Genomic DNA, 15,659 nt, shown 5'->3' with positions numbered 1-15,659 from the left:
TCTTTCCCATTTTCAGACGGCCTGTTTAAAGTAGCAGTCAGTTTGAGAAATCACGAGAAATGGGAAAGAATCATGACCGTAGCTTCCGCTCCGCTTTTACGCTTCATTACCGCTGGCAGTGTCGATGACGGCAAATCCACCCTCATCGGCCGCCTGCTCTACGACAGCAAAACCTTACTGACCGACCAGATTGACAAGCTCAACCGTGCCACTGAAAACGGCGAAACGCCTGATTTTGCCAGTTTGACAGACGGCCTTGCCGCCGAGCGCGAACAAGGCATTACCATTGACGTGGCCTATCGTTATTTCGCCACGCCCAAACGCAAATTCATTATTGCCGACACGCCGGGACACGAGCAATACACCCGCAACATGGTAACGGGTGCATCGACCGCCGATGCCGCCATCGTCCTGATAGACGCAACGCGCGTCGATTTTTCCGGCAGCGAACCCGTCCTTCTGCCGCAAACCAAACGCCACAGCGCGATTCTGAAACTCTTGGGCTGCCCCAACGTCATCGTCGCCGTCAACAAACTCGACCTGCTCGACTTCGACGAAACCAAATATCAGGCCATTACCGCAGCCTACCGCAAACTGGCTGAACAAATCGGTCTCCAAGCCCAAATCCACTTCCTGCCCATCAGCGCGTTAAAAGGCGACAACATCGTCAACGCCAGCAGCCAAACCCCGTGGTATCAAGGTTTGCCGCTTTTACCCCTGCTCGAAAGCCTGCCCGTCAACCGCCAAAACGCCGCCGACCAAGCCACCCACTTCCCCGTACAGCGCGTCGCACGGCAAGACGGCAGCAGCAGCGACGACTTCCGCGGCTATCAAGGCAGGCTGGAAGCAGGTCGTCTGAAAACCGGAGACGAAATCAAAGTCCTGCCTAGCGGACACACCGCCAAAATCGCCGAAATCTACAATCCAAACGGCAAAACCGAATCTGCCGAGGCAGGGGAAGTGTTGACTGTCGTTTTGGATACCGATATCGATATTTCACGCGGCAACAGTATTGTTTCAGCCGACAGCGCCATTGTTCCCGAACAACAATTTCAAGCCGCGCTTTGCTGGTTTGACGATATTCCGCTCAATCTGCGCCGCAAATATTTGCTGAAGCACACTACCCAAACCACGCCCGTAAAAATCAGCGAAATTGCCTATGTTTGGGACGTGAACACCCTCAGCCGCGTCGAATCCGCCGAAACGCTCAAGCTCAACGACATCGGCAGCGTCAGCCTCAAAACCCAGCAGCCGCTTTCTGCTGCCGCATACGAAGACAACCATGCACAAGGCGCGTTTATTTTGATTGACGAAGCCACCAACCATACTGTCGCAGCAGGCATGATACGCAAAGTCAGTGAAACAAACAGTTTTGAAATTTAAAAGAAAGTTGCAATAAAAAAAGGCCGTCTGAAGTTTCAGACGGCCTGTTATTTTATCCAAGGCGAAATGCTTATGCGCCGTAAACCGGATATTTATTGCACAAAGCAGTCACTTGTTCGCGGACTTTGGCGAGGTTGGCTTCGTCTTCAGGGTTGGCCAATACGTCGGCAACCAAGTTTGCCAATACGCGCGCGTCGGCTTCGTTAAAGCCGCGTGTGGTCATGGCGGCGGAGCCGATGCGGATGCCGGAGGTAACGAATGGTTTTTCCGGATCGTTCGGGATGGCGTTTTTGTTGACGGTGATATGAGCTTTGCCCAAAGCGGCTTCGGCGGCTTTGCCGGTGATTTTCATCGGTTGCAGGTCAACGAGGAAAACGTGGCTTTCAGTACGGCCGGAAACGATGCGCAAACCGCGTTTAACCAACTCTTCCGCCATAGCGGCAGCATTGATTTTCACTTGTTTTGCGTATTGTTTGAACTCAGGTTGCAACGCTTCTTTAAACGCCACGGCTTTGGCAGCGATAACGTGCATCAACGGACCACCTTGCAGGCTTGGGAAGATAGAAGAGTTCAGCGCTTTTTCGTGGGTATTGTCACGGCACAAAATCACACCGCCGCGAGGGCCGCGCAGGGTTTTGTGGGTGGTGGTGGTTACGAAGTCGCAGAATGGTACGGGGTTAGGATATTCGCCGCCGGCAATCAGGCCGGCATAGTGCGCCATGTCGACAAAGAGGTATGCGCCGACTTTATCGGCGATTTCGCGGAATTTTGCCCAATCGATTTGTAGCGCATAGGCAGATGCGCCGGCCACAATCATTTTAGGTTTGTGTTCAAGCGCCAAGCGTTCTACTTCGGCATAATCGAGAACTTCGTTTTCATCCAAACCATAAGTAATGGCGTTGTAGAGTTTGCCGGAGATGTTAACGCTTGCGCCATGGGTCAAGTGGCCGCCGTGTGCCAGAGACATGCCCAAAATGGTGTCGCCCGGTTTCAAAACTGAAGCATATACGGCTTGGTTGGCTTGCGAGCCGGAGTGCGGTTGGACATTGACATATTCTGCGCCAAACAACTCTTTAGCGCGGTCAATCGCCAATTGTTCGACAATATCAACGTATTCGCAGCCACCGTAGTAGCGTTTGCCCGGATAGCCTTCGGCGTATTTGTTGGTCAATTGCGAACCTTGGGCTTCCATGACGGCACAGCTGACGTAGTTTTCAGAGGCAATCAGCTCGACGTGGTCTTGCTGGCGTTGGTCTTCTTGGGCAATGGCTGCTGCCAAATCGGGGTCATATTGTGCGAGGGTAACGCTTTTTGAAAACATGTTCTCGATTCCTTTGTGATGGGCTGAAAATATAGGATGGAGTGCTGCGAATTGGTTCAAGATGAACTATTTTTCTTGCATTGTCAACAATTGTGTCGGGTGTTTGGTTTCAGACGGCCTGAGATTGAAGGGTTTATTTGAAAATATCATCTTGTTTTAGATGAAAATCCATTTTTTCCAGAAGCGCGGCTAAGTCGGCTTCGGCTTGGGCGGCTTTAAGATTTTTTGCCAGTTCTACTAAGGCTACTGCATTTAATCGTTCTTTCTCCAGCCGTAGAGCTTCTTCGCTAAAGATTTTGATATTGTCTGCCGATTCGGCGGCATTTATTTTTTCAAATGGATAAAATGATTCTTCGTGCACGGCCAAACCGTCGGGCAAGGGAGCAGCATGGTTGAAATCGGCATCATTGACCGGCATCCATGAAGGATGGTTCTCAAGCAGGATAAATTGTCCGTCCATGCCGTTGATATGACGGAATAGGGTGGTTCGGCCATTGTGTAAACGCATAAGCCCGATTGTATGCCCAAGTCGGCAAGCCGTCTATAAAGCCGTTTCTTTCTATTTTTGGCGCTAACTTATGTTGATATTATTAATTTTGATGTAAAACAGTTTCGCCTTAAAAAAGACTGGATAAAACGCCCGTGTTTGTTATAATGAAGCTAAAGATTGATTCGTCCTGGTTTTTGACAGCAGTACTTTTTTATTTAATTAACAAGAGAGGAAAACAAAATGTTTCCAGAATATCGCGATTTGATTTCTAAACTGAAACAAGAAGATGCACACTTTGCCCGTTTGTTTGACGAGCACAATGAGCTGGACGATAAAATCACCGGTTTGGTTAACAATCCTGTTACCAGCGGTGCCGAAGAGATTGAAGAGCTGAAAAAAGCCAAACTTAAACTCAAAGACGAATTGTATGCTCTTCTGCAAAAAGCAGCAGGCAAATAATTAAAAATTGAATAAGGCCGTCTGAACGGTATGATAGGAATCTCGGATTTCGTTTCATACTGGTTCAGACGGCCTTTTTAGTTGTTTGGTATTTGTTATTTTTATTAGCACAATTTAACTTTTAATTGTAAATCACTCTTAATTGCGTTGAAAACTCTGTTAAGGTTATTTAAAATCTCGAATAATTTTTATTTTGATTTTAAACAAACAAAACCAAGAGAAACAATGCAATGAAAACATTCACACTCGCTATTTTGCCTTTGGCGTTAATTAGTGCATTCTCACACGCAGCTGAAGAGAAAGCAGTTGAGCAGGCTGAAGTCGATACCGTTTACGTTACTGCCGAGAAGCAGTTGCAACAGTCGCTCGGCGTATCGCGTATTTCTAAAGACGACATCGACAAACGCCCTGCAGCCAATGATATTTCCGAATTTGTCCGCACTATGCCGGGCGTTAACCTGACCGGCAATACGGCGACGGGTCAGCGTGGCAACAAACGCCAAATCGACTTGCGCGGTATGGGCCCTGAAAATACATTGATTTTGATTGACGGCAAGCCGGTTAATTCGCGCCAATCCGAGCGTATTAGTATGCGTGGTGAACGCAATACGCGTGGCGACAGTAACTGGGTGCCGGTTGAAGAAATCGAATCGATTACTGTTTTGCGCGGTCCGGCGGCGACCCGTTACGGCTCTGGTGCGATGGGTGGCGTGGTCAATATTGTTACCAAAAAAGTGTCTAAAGAATTTAAAGGCCAAGTCAATCTGTATGCCAATCAGCCGCAAGACAGCAAAGAGGGCGCAACCCGCCGTATCGGCTTTAATTTGAGCGGCCCGATTATCCAAGATACTTTGGGCTTCCGCATTTATGGCAATCTCAATAAAACCGACCCCGATGCTGCCGATATTAATGCCGGACACGGTAATGACAGTGCGGCCGGTGTCGAAGGCGTACGCAATAAAGACATTGCAGGCCGTCTGCAATGGAAAATCAGCCCAGCGCAAACGCTGATTTTGGACAGCAGTTACAGCCGTCAGGGCAATATCTACAACGGCGATACGCAAAACAGCAATCCGCGTTCTGCTTTGGTTAATTCTTTGGCCGACAGCAAAGCCGAAACTGCCCGCTTATACCGTTCCGCTTATTCTTTAACGCATGATGGCGCATGGGAATGGGGCGATACCAAAAACGTGATCAGTTATGAGCGCACAATCAACAGCCACTTGCCTGAAGGTTTGGCCGGTGGTCCGGAAGGCAGCTATACAGGCTTGGATTTTGTTCAAAGCCGTCTGAAAAACCTGCGTTTCAGCAGCGAAGCGAATATTCCGTTCAAACTTGGTGTCGATAACGTGTTGACGGTCGGTGCAGAATTTACTGACAGTAAGTTGGATGATCCTGCTTCCAATAGTCAGGGATTTAAAGACCAAGGTAAAACCGATGCGTTTAACGGTATCTCCGCAACGCGTGGCGGCAAGGCTTCGCAACGTAACTGGGCAGCCTACGTTGAAGACAATATTTCATTGACCGACAAAACCCATTTGATTCCAGCCATCCGCTTCGACCACAACAGCGACAGCGGCAGCAACTGGAGTCCGGCTTTGAACTTCTCGCATCAAATCGGCGAAAACTGGTTGGTTAAAGGCGGTGTTGCCCGTGCGTACAAAGCGCCAAACCTGTATCAAACCAATCCCGACTTTATCCTGTACACACGCGGTCAGGGCTGTCCGATCGATGCGCCGAACAGTGTCCGCTGCTACTACATGGGCAATGGCAATTTGAAACCTGAAACCAGTATTAATAAAGAGATTGGCCTTGAGTTCAACAAAAACGGCTGGCAGGCTTCTGCAACCTATTTCCATAATGCGTACCGCAATAAAATCATGATCGGCGACCAGCTCATTGCTACCAGCAATATCGGCAACTGGCTCCTGCAATGGGAAAATACGCCGAAAGCGACTATTTCGGGTATTGAAGGTAACTTGGTGATTCCGTTGCATGACACACTCAAGTGGAGCAACAATTTCACTTACATGCACAAATCCGAAGATTATCAAGGCAATCCATTGTCTTTGGTGCCGAAACACACCATCAACAGCACATTGTCTTGGACACCGAACGAACGCTTCGATGCCAATCTGACCTTTACCCACTACGGCCGCACTAAACCGCGTGGCGTGGCGATCAATAGACTGGAGCAAAACGGCAATCCTCGTGCAGGCGTAGCAGCGTTGTCTTCCGAACACAGCCAGACCCAAGTCGGTTCTTACGGCATTTGGGGCATCAATGCAGGCTACAACTGGAACAAACGCGTGGCCGTCCGTGGCGGTATCAGCAATCTGTTTGACAAAAAACTGTATCGTACAACTGCCGGCGCACAAACTTACAATGAGCATGGCCGTGCCTTCTACGGCAGTTTGAAAGTATCGTTTTAAGTAGAAGCGTATTAAATCAGGCCGTCTGAAACGGTGTGAAATGAAATCTAGGATTTCTGACACATGGTTTCAGACGGCCTTCTGATTTTAAATTTAGAAGTATTTATTGTTACGGAATTTGCTTCACTTTTTAGAAAAGCAAAAAGGGCGACACTCGCCGCCCTGAGAATACAAACTGCTTATTCGACCCAGGTTACCATTTCTTCAATCGGTTTGCGTGATTTTTTAGTGATTTCTTTGGCGCGATAGCCGAATGTTGCCGCTACGGATACGCCCCATTCGTTGGCATCAAACAGGCCTTCTGCTGCCAATACTTCGTTCATTTTGTCGTAGTTGAAGCCTTCGATTGGGCAGGAATCGATGCCGATGGCCGCTGCACCTGTAAGCATATTGGCCAAAGCAATATAGGTCTGCTTGCCGCTCCAGTCAAAGAGTGCGCGTTGGTCGTCGGCAATTTTAATGTCGGTTTCTTGGAAGCTTTTGTATCTTGCCAATGCTTTTTCCAGTTGCTCTCCTTGCAGGCCCCTGCGTTCGGCAACACTGCGGAAGAACGGGGTATCGTAACGGGCATTTTTCTTGGCAAGGATAATCACCAGATGGCTGCAGTCATCCAGTTGCGATTGCATCCCCCAGCTGAAAGGCTTGATTTTCTCACACAGGGCTTTGTTTTGAATCACCAAGAATTTCCATGGCTCGGAGCCGACGGAGCTTGGGGAGAGGCGGGCAAATTCTAGAATCGCTGCAAAATCTTCTTGGCTGATTTTTTTGTTGGGATCGTAATAACGGGTGGAGCAGCGATTTTCGAATACTTGCAGCATTTGTTCGCGTGTAATTTGATTCATCTGGTTTTCCTAATAAATGAAGATGTTATTCCAATATCCGGTTCCTTTTGAGGCATCATTACCGGCATAACCTTAAGGAGGAAACAGGCTGGGGCAACACCATGTTAAATCAAACCTGACGGTCAGGCTATCTTTTAATTCTGAATTTCGCAAAAAAATTCGATAAAAATCAATATAAATACGAAAAGGCCGTCTGAAACTTTAAACGTTTAAAGTTTCAGACGGCCTTTGATTTCAAATCTTAATTACAGATGAGGATTAATCAGGTTTTCTGGAGAGAGGATGCGGTTGAGCTCTTCTTCGCTCAACAGGCCGCGCTCCAGTACGACTTCGCGCACGCCTTTGCCGGTTTGGGCGCAGATTTTGCCGACCAAGTCGCCATTGCGGTGGCCGATGTATGGGTTCAGATAAGTGACCAAACCGATGGAGTTGAAGACGTAGTGTTCGCAGATTTCGCGGTTGACCGTAATGCCTTTGACGCATTTGTCGGCTAGGTTGACCGCGGCGTTGCCCAAGAGGGAAATGGTTTCAAACATACATTGGGCGATGACTGGCTCCATAACGTTCAGCTGCAACTGACCTGCTTCGGCTGCGAAAGTGATGGTGGTGTCGTTGCCGATGACTTTGAAGCAGACTTGGTTGACGACTTCGGGAATCACAGGATTGACTTTGGCAGGCATGATGGAAGAACCGGCCTGCAATTCAGGCAGGTTGATTTCTTTCAAACCGGCGCGCGGACCGGAAGAGAGCAGGCGCAAGTCGTTACAGATTTTGGACAGTTTGACGGCTGTGCGTTTCAATGCGCCGTGTACCATTACATATGCGCCGCAGTCGGAGGTTGCTTCGATCAGGTTTTCAGTCAGTTTGCAAGGCAGGCCGCTGACTTCGGAAAGTTTCTCAACGACTAAAGCCGCATAGCCTTTAGGTGTATTCACACCTGTACCGATGGCGGTAGCACCGAGGTTGACTTCAAGCAGTAGGGAGCGGGTACGGTCGAGGTTGAGGATTTCTTCTTCCAGCAACACTTGGAAAGATTGAAACTCTTGGCCGGCAGTCATCGGCACGGCATCTTGAAGCTGGGTGCGGCCCATTTTCAAAACGTCTTTAAATTCTTCGGCTTTGGCGGCAAAGGCATTTTTCAGGATGGCCAGTTTGTCGAGCAATTCGCCGATGCTGTAATACACGGCAAGGCGGAAGCCGGTAGGGTAGGCGTCGTTGGTGGATTGGCTGGCGTTGACATGGTCCATCGGATTGACGATGTCGTAGTGGCCTTTTTCGTGACCCAAGACTTCCAATGCGAGGTTGGCAATGACTTCGTTGGTATTCATGTTGACCGAAGTACCGGCGCCGCCTTGATAAACGTCGGACGGGAATTGGTCGAGGCAGCGGCCTTTGACCAATACTTCATCGCAGGCTTTTTCGATGGCGGCCGCGATTTCTGGCTTGATGGCACCCAATGCGCCGTTGGCTTGCGCGGTGGCTTTTTTAACCATGACCATGCTGCGGACAAATTGCGGTACGTCGGAAATTTTTTGTGTGGAAATTTTAAAGTTTTCAATGGCGCGCAAAGTATGGATGCCCCAATATACTTCAGCAGGGATCTCGCGGTCGCCCAATAAATCGTGTTCGATTCGTACAGTCATTTCTCTTACCTTCTCGTATAGTTGTGTTGGTGTGCATTATGCGTTTGGAACATTAGCCCAGTTCGGCAAGATTGTCCAGTTAATAAGGCTTAATCGTCAGGATGAAAGCGCGCTGCTTCACGCTCTTTTGCGGCTGTCTCTTTATCTTTCAATTTCGCACCCAAGCCCAACATTTTTTCATATTCGGATTGCGGCGTGCCATCCTCTTCCATGCCGAATGCGCTGGCATTGACCCAAAGGGAAAGCAGGGAAACGATGAAGGCGAAAAAACCAACGATATACCAAAACATTTTTTTCTTCCTTGTGTGTCTGCGTGTGCAGATTGTTGTGGTTTGTAAAGATGTGAATGTAGCACAAACGCGGTTGGGTTTAAATTCTTCTCCCGCATCCTTTCATTGATTTACCTGTAATTGTTTAGAAAGGAAAAGGCCGTCTGAAAAGTAAGACTTTTCAGACGGCCTCGGAGGCTTTGTCGGGAAGATTTAGCCGCCGCATGCGCCGCAGCAACCGCCTTCGCCATGACCGCCGCGTTTTTCTTCGTTGTTGATAACGGGCAGCTCGGTTTCTTCGGTTTGCTCTTTTTTATCTTCAGGCAAATCGTTTACTTTGATTTTGTTTTCTTCGGACATGATACATCCTTTCATGGATTGAGGAGTGGAAAGATTCATAAAGATAGCATCTTTAAGCCGATAAACCAAGCAATACAAAACTGCCTTGTGATAATGCCATGACTTGGAACAATAAATTTGCTTGTAAAAGCGTTAAGGCCGTCTGAAAAAATCCAGAGAAGAGTGTTGGTTTTTATAGTTTGAAATAGCAGTGGAAAGATTTAAGAATGCTTGATCTGAAGGGATAAACTGACATTGATTTCAAAAAACAATACAATGTTATCATCATCTGGAAACAGCCAATTTATCGGAGCATATATGTATTCATACCACAGCGAACGCCATTTCAGCGACCGCAACAACTGGCTTCGGGCAAGCGTATTGGGTGCCAATGACGGCCTGATTTCCACTGCTTCGCTGTTGACGGGCGTAGCCGCAGCCGCGCCAGATTTCCAAACCCTGCTGTTGACGGGCGTTTCGGCGCTTATCGGGGGCGCGGTATCAATGGCGGCAGGGGAGTACGTTTCCGTGTCCAGCCAAGCGGATACGGAAAAAGCCGATTTGTACAAAGAATGCTACGAATTGGCAAATAATCCTGATGCCGAACTTGAAGAGCTGACGGAAATTTACCGCCGCCGCGGTTTGTCCGACCCGCTCGCCGCAGAGGTGGCCAAAGCCTTGATGGAACACGATGCACTCGCCGCCCACGCGCGCGACGAAATCGGCATTACCGAAACCTCTTCCGCCCAACCCATGCAGGCAGCGCTGGCTTCTGCTGCTTCATTTTGTGCCGGCGCGATTTTGCCTTTACTGGTCGCATTGACAGCTTCTACCGCCATTGTTCCGGCCTTGGCAGTTTCCACTTTGTGCGGACTGGCAGGACTGGGCTATGTCTCCGCCAAACTCGGTGGCGCGCCTGTCGTTCCTGCCGTTTTGCGCGTGTGCCTGTGGGGCGTTGCGGCATTGGTAATAACCGGATTTATTGGAAAACTGGCAGGCGTGGCCGTCTGAATGTAAGGCCTTATATTCTTTTAAACCTGTATCCAGTAAAATTGAAAATTGATTTGATCGCTAAAGGCCGTCTGAAAAATTTTCAGACGGCCTATGGTGCTTGTATTTACTTATTACAAACTGTTTTGTCATGACCTATCCGATTCCCAAACCCCGTGAAAAATCCCGTTGGCTCAATCTGTCTCAAGGCTCGCTGCCCTTGGCTTTGGCGCGTTATCTGCCGCATAAGCAGCTCAAGGTTGTCTTGACCCAAGATGCGGAACAGGCGCTACGCCTTCAGACGGCCTGGCTGTTTTTCCGTCCGCACGATACGGCGGTGTTCCTGCCGGACTGGGAAACGCTGCCTTACGAGCGTTTTTCGCCGCATCAGGATTTGGTGTCGGAGCGCTTGTCGGCATTGTGGCAGATTAAGAGCGGCGCGGCGGACGTGTTGTTCGTGCCGGTTGCCACGGCGATGCAGAAGCTACCGCCTGTGCCGTTTCTGGCGGGGCGCACGTTTTGGCTGAAAACAGGGCAGACTTTGGATATGGGCCGTCTGAAAAGTGATTTGGTGGATGCAGGTTATAACCATGTGTCCCACGTTGTCGCGGCGGGCGAGTTTGCCGTGCGCGGCGGTATAGTCGATTTGTTCCCGATGGGCAGCGAAATGCCGTACCGCATCGATTTGTTCGACGATGAAATCGACAGCATCAAAACCTTCGATACCGAAACGCAACGCACCATTTCTCCCGTTTCCGAAATCCGCCTGCTGCCGGCGCACGAGTTCCCCACCGACAGCGAAGCGCAAAAGATTTTCCGCAGCCGCTTCCGCGAGGAAGTCGATGGCAATCCGAACGAAGCGGCTGTGTATAAAGCCGTCAGCAACGGCCATTTCGGCGCGGGCGTGGAATATTATCTGCCGCTGTTTTTTGAAAACGAGCTGGAAACGCTGTTTGACTATATCGGCGAAGATGCGTTGTTTGTCTCTTTGGGCGACGTTCATGCCGAGGCAAACCGTTTTTGGAGCGACGTCAAATCGCGTTACGCCATGGCGCAGGGAGACGAAACCTATCCGCCTTTGCTTCCACAGCATTTGTATCTCTCTGCCGATGTTTTTGCAGGCCGTCTGAAAAATTATGGTCAGGTATTGCCGGATATTTTTAGTGATGAACATACGTTGCCAAACTTGGCCGTCAACCGCCAAGCAGATGAACCGTTGCAGGCATTGAAGGATTTTCAGACGGCCTTTAACGGACGAATTTTGCTGTGCGCCGAAAGTTTGGGACGGCGCGAAACCATGCTCGGTTTCTTGCAGCAAAACGGCTTAAAAGCCAAAAGCGTGTCCGACTGGCAGAGCTTTTTGTCGGCGCATGAGCCGCTGATGATTACAGTGGCACCGTTGGCTTACGGGTTTAAATTAGAAGATCAAAACATCGCGGTCATTACCGAATCCGATCTTTATCAATATGTTGCCCGCTCGCGCAAACATTATCGTAAGAAACACGCCGCCGTTTCAGACGGCCTGTTGCGCGACCTTGCCGAAATCAATATCGGCGATCCTGTTGTACACGAAGAACACGGCATCGGCCGATATATGGGCTTGGTCACAATGGACTTGGGCGACGAAACCAACGAAATGATGTTGCTCGAATATGTGGGCGAAGCGCAGCTTTATGTACCTGTTTCGCAGCTGCATTTAATCAGCCGCTACTCCGGTCAGGCGCATGAAAACGTTACTTTGCACAAGCTCGGCAGTGGTGCGTGGAACAAGGCGAAGCGCAAAGCCGCCGAAAAAGCGCGCGATACCGCCGCCGAATTGCTCAACCTCTACGCCCAACGCGCCGCCCAATCAGGACACAAGTTTGAAATCAACGAGATGGACTATCAGGCGTTTGCCGACGGTTTCGGCTACGAAGAAACCGAAGACCAAGCCGCCGCCATTGCCGCCGTGATTAAAGATTTGACGCAGGCGAAGCCGATGGACCGCCTTGTGTGCGGCGATGTCGGTTTCGGCAAAACCGAAGTCGCCCTGCGCGCCGCGTTTGTGGCGGTGATGGGCGGCAAACAGGTCGCCGTACTCGCCCCGACCACGCTTCTGGTCGAGCAGCATGCGCAAAACTTTGCCGACCGCTTCGCCGATTTCCCCGTGAAAGTCGCCAGCCTTTCACGTTTCAACAACAGCAAAGCCACCAAAGCCGCGCTGGAAGGTATGGCGGACGGTACGGTCGATATTGTTATCGGCACGCACAAATTGGTGCAGGACGACATCAAATTCAAAAACTTAGGTTTAGTCATCATCGACGAAGAACACCGCTTCGGCGTGCGCCAGAAAGAGCAGCTCAAACGCCTGCGCGCCAATGTCGACATCCTTACCATGACCGCCACACCGATTCCGCGCACCCTCAGCATGGCGCTCGAAGGTCTGCGCGACTTTTCGCTGATTACCACCGCGCCCAGCCGCCGCCTCGCCGTCAAGACCTTTGTCAAACCCTTCAGCGAAGGCAGCGTGCGTGAAGCCGTGTTGCGCGAACTCAAACGCGGAGGACAAGTGTTTTTCCTGCACAACGAAGTGGATACCATCGAAAACATGCGCGAGCGGCTGGAAACCCTGCTACCCGAAGCCCGCATCGGCGTGGCGCACGGACAACTGCGCGAGCGCGAGCTGGAGCAAGTCATGCGCGACTTTTTGCAGCAAAGATTCAACGTGTTACTCTGTTCCACCATCATCGAAACCGGTATCGACATCCCCAACGCCAACACCATCATCATCAACCGCGCCGATAAATTCGGGCTGGCGCAACTGCATCAGCTTCGCGGGCGCGTCGGCCGCAGCCATCACCAAGCCTACGCCTACCTGCTCACGCCCGAATACATCACCAAAGACGCAGAAAAACGCCTCGACGCCATCGCGGCGGCAGACGAACTCGGCGCAGGTTTCACCCTCGCCATGCAGGATTTGGAAATCCGCGGCGCCGGCGAAATCCTCGGCGAAGGGCAGTCCGGCGAAATGATACAGGTCGGCTTCACACTCTATACCGAAATGCTCAAACAAGCCGTGCGCGACCTCAAAAAAGGCCGCCAGCCCGACCTCGACGCGCCGCTGGGCATCACCACCGAAATCAAACTGCACAGCCCGGCATTATTGCCTGAAGACTACTGCCCCGACATTCACGAGCGCCTCGTCCTCTACAAACGCCTCGCCGTCTGCGAAACCGTGCAGCAAATCAACGCTATACACGAAGAACTCGTCGACCGCTTCGGCCTACCTGAACAACCCGTCAAAACCCTCATTGAAAGCCACCATTTACGGCTTGCGGCAAAAGAATTGGGTATCGATGCCATTGATGCGACCAGCGAAGCGGTAACGGTAACCTTTGGAAAAAACAACAATGTCGATCCAACCGAAATCATCCTGCTGATTCAAAAAGATAAAAAATACCGCCTTGCCGGAGCCGATAAGCTGCGATTTACCGCAGAGATGGAAAATATCGAAGTGCGGATTAATACGGTGAAGAACGTATTGAAGACTTTGAAAGACAGGGTGATAGCAAAGTAGAGGCTAGTGAAAAAAGGTCGTCTGAAATGATTTTTCAGCTTTCAGACGACCCTTTATAAAGACGATATGGAATATAAAAGCAATTAATCTTGTCAAATCTTTTAACCGCGTGCGTCCCAAACGTTCACTATAAATAGACTTCATGTAGGCTATGACTTGCTTAAACGCTCCGTCATCGCAATTTATTGTTATTTCAACGATAATATCGGGTTACAATCTAACATTTAGATTAAATTTATTCAGACAAACAATTATTTGGAGACAATAAAATGCTAGATGAAAAAAATAAGCTAATTTTTCAAACTTGTTTATTGCTGGTTCGTCATATTACAAATTTAGTTGAACACGAAAAGAGTACAGGAGTACGAATAGGTTACCATAGCCGAATATTCGATTCTTTATTACACCCACAAGAGTATTTTATTTCTTTAGGGAAATCAGAAAAATTATTAGATGGGGTTCAGGGTCGTATTGAGCACGTTGTCCCTTGTGCGTATATAGTTGAAAAGCTTGAAGAGTTAATTAAGGAGCAAAAATATACACAAGAAGAATTGGCGCATGCATTACAGAAAAATTGGAAGGTGGCACATATTACGAAAGAAGAAGCAAAGTTTATGGACTTCAATTTAAAACTCAAATCCACCATGCCAAAAGATTGGGATTTTATGACAGGAAGGCCTGAAATTAGATTGGAAGCAGCAGGAATCAGATTAGTCCCTAACAATCCACATTAAACAACACACGCTCATATTTACGTTGTTTATTTCAAGTGGCACACGATAGCAAGCCATAGCCTGCATTAAACCTGTAGGCAGGGTGTGTGCGGTACGCACGCGAGCTTTAAGTGTAAATATAGAAGCAGTATAAAAAGGTCATCTGAAAATAAATACAATAAAGGCCGTCTGAAAAAGATTCAGACGGCCTTTAAAATTATAAATGGATAGATTTTTGGGCTATCCTATTTCGGCAACATTTCAAGATTTTTCTGCACAGAAAAAAGAATACAGCAACTGTATCATCTCGGTTACCCTAGGATCCGTAATGTAATATTGCCGTTCCCGATGGTTCACTTCAAACGATACCAAACCGGCTTCACGCAGTAGGGCTAATTGGCTGGACATTGCCGCTTGTGGCAGTCCGGATGATTCAGCCAACTCGGTTACATTGTGCGGCCTTTCATGTAGTTTGCACAATACGGCGAGGCGGTTGGGATTGGCCAGTAGTTTGAGAAAAGCGGTGGCTTCTTCGTAGGGTGGTTGATTGTCGGCAGTGGTCATTTTTCACGCTTGTCGGCAAATGAGGAGGTCGAATTATCAGTCATAATAGTCTTAGCAGCAACTTTCAGACGGCCTTTGCTTAATGATTCCATGGCATTTTGGCCAGCAGGCGTGCCATGCCGCAGAATCCGGTTAACCCCGCCGTTAACAGGCCTGCACCGACCATTACGTCTATCAGATAAAACCAAGGCGATACCAGCCAACCTGCCAGCACGCCCAACAGAATCAAACTGCCCGCAATGGTTTGCACCTGCCGCATGATGTCCGGTGCGGCACGGTCGGCAACAGTAGGAAGCCCTGCAGCCTTCCATGCCTGTAAGCCGCCTTCTAGAATATAGCATTCTCGACCTTGGCCAAGCACTGACAATATTGTTTCTGCCCGTGTTGTACGTTTGCCGCTCAGGCAATAAAAAATCAGGCATGGGGCTGTATCATCGGGCAGTTTGTCTCGCTGCTGTTCAGGCGGAAGGGATAATGCACCGCCAATATGCCCGCCCCGATATTCGGCTTGGCTTCGGATATCGACTGCCAACGCGTCCTCACGGATTTTTGCCATTGCTTCGGAAGGCGTAATTCGCGGGAGTTGTCCGACCGTACTCATGTTTTGCCTTCGTTATTTTTTGTTGATGCGGCAGGTGTTGATGCCCAATAAGCTGTA

General features: G+C 49.4%; 14 protein-coding genes. 6 read left to right on the top strand and 8 right to left on the bottom strand.

Annotated elements, in window-relative coordinates; genetic code table 11:
* Positions 1-72 precede the first annotated feature (72 nt).
* The gene (locus tag ACTHS3_RS05255; RefSeq protein WP_049336816.1) at positions 73-1,383 is read left to right on the top strand and encodes a sulfate adenylyltransferase subunit 1; all 1,311 of its coding nucleotides are present in this window, start codon (positions 73-75) and stop codon (positions 1,381-1,383) included.
* A 70-nt stretch (positions 1,384-1,453) separates the two neighbouring features.
* Here the strand turns inward: ACTHS3_RS05255 and glyA are convergent, their stop codons facing one another.
* Both glyA and ACTHS3_RS05245 read right to left on the bottom strand, forming a co-directional pair.
* Entirely contained in the window at positions 1,454-2,704 is a 1,251-nt protein-coding gene (gene glyA, locus ACTHS3_RS05250) for a serine hydroxymethyltransferase (protein ID WP_036491481.1), read from the bottom strand.
* Between the two features lie 133 nt (positions 2,705-2,837).
* Positions 2,838-3,212 (bottom strand): hypothetical protein, encoded by a 375-nt coding sequence (locus ACTHS3_RS05245; protein WP_003746286.1) that lies wholly within the window; start codon positions 3,210-3,212, stop codon positions 2,838-2,840.
* 222 nt (positions 3,213-3,434) lie between these two features.
* On the opposite strand from ACTHS3_RS05245, the gene ACTHS3_RS05240 reads away from it, so the two are divergent.
* Together ACTHS3_RS05240 and ACTHS3_RS05235 are read left to right on the top strand one after the other, a co-directional pair.
* Positions 3,435-3,653, top strand: coding sequence for a YdcH family protein (locus tag ACTHS3_RS05240; RefSeq protein ID WP_003685475.1), 219 nt, complete (start codon positions 3,435-3,437; stop codon positions 3,651-3,653).
* Between the two features lie 230 nt (positions 3,654-3,883).
* Positions 3,884-6,085 (top strand): FepA family TonB-dependent siderophore receptor, encoded by a 2,202-nt coding sequence (locus ACTHS3_RS05235; RefSeq protein ID WP_285071083.1) that lies wholly within the window; start codon positions 3,884-3,886, stop codon positions 6,083-6,085.
* A gap of 179 nt (positions 6,086-6,264) precedes the next feature.
* Here ACTHS3_RS05235 and ACTHS3_RS05230 read toward each other — a convergent pair whose 3' ends face one another.
* From ACTHS3_RS05230 to ACTHS3_RS05215, 4 genes are all read right to left on the bottom strand, one after another.
* The gene (locus tag ACTHS3_RS05230; protein ID WP_440367312.1) at positions 6,265-6,927 is read right to left on the bottom strand and encodes an NAD(P)H-dependent oxidoreductase; all 663 of its coding nucleotides are present in this window, start codon (positions 6,925-6,927) and stop codon (positions 6,265-6,267) included.
* Between the two features lie 245 nt (positions 6,928-7,172).
* Positions 7,173-8,570: an aspartate ammonia-lyase gene (aspA, locus tag ACTHS3_RS05225; protein WP_070625709.1), complete on the bottom strand. Its 1,398-nt coding sequence runs from the start codon at positions 8,568-8,570 to the stop codon at positions 7,173-7,175.
* Between the two features lie 89 nt (positions 8,571-8,659).
* Positions 8,660-8,860: a hypothetical protein gene (locus tag ACTHS3_RS05220; RefSeq protein WP_003746297.1), complete on the bottom strand. Its 201-nt coding sequence runs from the start codon at positions 8,858-8,860 to the stop codon at positions 8,660-8,662.
* A 192-nt stretch (positions 8,861-9,052) separates the two neighbouring features.
* The gene (locus ACTHS3_RS05215; protein ID WP_164836719.1) at positions 9,053-9,199 is read right to left on the bottom strand and encodes a hypothetical protein; all 147 of its coding nucleotides are present in this window, start codon (positions 9,197-9,199) and stop codon (positions 9,053-9,055) included.
* A 297-nt stretch (positions 9,200-9,496) separates the two neighbouring features.
* Between ACTHS3_RS05215 and ACTHS3_RS05210 the strand changes: the two genes are divergently transcribed.
* The 3 genes from ACTHS3_RS05210 (at position 9,497) to ACTHS3_RS05200 (ending at position 14,458) form a co-directional block, all read left to right on the top strand.
* On the top strand, positions 9,497-10,189 hold the full coding sequence (locus ACTHS3_RS05210) for a VIT1/CCC1 transporter family protein (RefSeq protein ID WP_440367310.1): 693 nt from the start codon (positions 9,497-9,499) through the stop codon (positions 10,187-10,189).
* Positions 10,190-10,319: 130 nt separating this feature from the next.
* Positions 10,320-13,724, top strand: coding sequence for a transcription-repair coupling factor (gene mfd, locus ACTHS3_RS05205; RefSeq protein WP_440367308.1), 3,405 nt, complete (start codon positions 10,320-10,322; stop codon positions 13,722-13,724).
* Between the two features lie 269 nt (positions 13,725-13,993).
* A complete protein-coding gene (locus tag ACTHS3_RS05200) occupies positions 13,994-14,458 on the top strand; it encodes a hypothetical protein (RefSeq protein WP_049336811.1) in 465 nt (154 codons plus the stop codon).
* Between the two features lie 240 nt (positions 14,459-14,698).
* On the opposite strand, the gene ACTHS3_RS05195 is transcribed toward ACTHS3_RS05200, so the two are convergent.
* Together ACTHS3_RS05195 and ACTHS3_RS05190 are read right to left on the bottom strand one after the other, a co-directional pair.
* The gene (locus ACTHS3_RS05195) at positions 14,699-15,001 is read right to left on the bottom strand and encodes an ArsR/SmtB family transcription factor (protein WP_440367306.1); all 303 of its coding nucleotides are present in this window, start codon (positions 14,999-15,001) and stop codon (positions 14,699-14,701) included.
* Positions 15,002-15,080: 79 nt separating this feature from the next.
* Positions 15,081-15,602, bottom strand: a complete 522-nt coding sequence (locus ACTHS3_RS05190) for a rhodanese-like domain-containing protein (RefSeq protein ID WP_440367304.1) — start codon at positions 15,600-15,602, stop codon at positions 15,081-15,083.
* Positions 15,603-15,659 lie beyond the last annotated feature (57 nt).

It is taken from the genome of Neisseria sp. P0009.S007 (assembly GCF_051962515.1).
This window is presented reverse-complemented; position numbering and strand designations above follow the sequence as displayed.

What these genes read in the sequence shown, in the direction of transcription:
- mfd (WP_440367308.1), top strand. Translation starts at nt 10,320, where the DNA reads ATGACCTATCCGATTCCCAAACCCCGTGAAAAATCCCGTTGGCTCAAT.
- ACTHS3_RS05245 (WP_003746286.1), bottom strand. Translation starts at nt 3,212, where the DNA reads ATGCGTTTACACAATGGCCGAACCACCCTATTCCGTCATATCAACGGC.
- ACTHS3_RS05200 (WP_049336811.1), top strand. Translation starts at nt 13,994, where the DNA reads ATGCTAGATGAAAAAAATAAGCTAATTTTTCAAACTTGTTTATTGCTG.
- ACTHS3_RS05220 (WP_003746297.1), bottom strand. Translation starts at nt 8,860, where the DNA reads ATGTTTTGGTATATCGTTGGTTTTTTCGCCTTCATCGTTTCCCTGCTT.
- ACTHS3_RS05240 (WP_003685475.1), top strand. Translation starts at nt 3,435, where the DNA reads ATGTTTCCAGAATATCGCGATTTGATTTCTAAACTGAAACAAGAAGAT.
- ACTHS3_RS05190 (WP_440367304.1), bottom strand. Translation starts at nt 15,602, where the DNA reads ATGAGTACGGTCGGACAACTCCCGCGAATTACGCCTTCCGAAGCAATG.
- aspA (WP_070625709.1), bottom strand. Translation starts at nt 8,570, where the DNA reads ATGACTGTACGAATCGAACACGATTTATTGGGCGACCGCGAGATCCCT.
- ACTHS3_RS05255 (WP_049336816.1), top strand. Translation starts at nt 73, where the DNA reads ATGACCGTAGCTTCCGCTCCGCTTTTACGCTTCATTACCGCTGGCAGT.
- ACTHS3_RS05235 (WP_285071083.1), top strand. Translation starts at nt 3,884, where the DNA reads ATGAAAACATTCACACTCGCTATTTTGCCTTTGGCGTTAATTAGTGCA.
- glyA (WP_036491481.1), bottom strand. Translation starts at nt 2,704, where the DNA reads ATGTTTTCAAAAAGCGTTACCCTCGCACAATATGACCCCGATTTGGCA.
- ACTHS3_RS05215 (WP_164836719.1), bottom strand. Translation starts at nt 9,199, where the DNA reads ATGTCCGAAGAAAACAAAATCAAAGTAAACGATTTGCCTGAAGATAAA.
- ACTHS3_RS05230 (WP_440367312.1), bottom strand. Translation starts at nt 6,927, where the DNA reads ATGAATCAAATTACACGCGAACAAATGCTGCAAGTATTCGAAAATCGC.
- ACTHS3_RS05210 (WP_440367310.1), top strand. Translation starts at nt 9,497, where the DNA reads ATGTATTCATACCACAGCGAACGCCATTTCAGCGACCGCAACAACTGG.
- ACTHS3_RS05195 (WP_440367306.1), bottom strand. Translation starts at nt 15,001, where the DNA reads ATGACCACTGCCGACAATCAACCACCCTACGAAGAAGCCACCGCTTTT.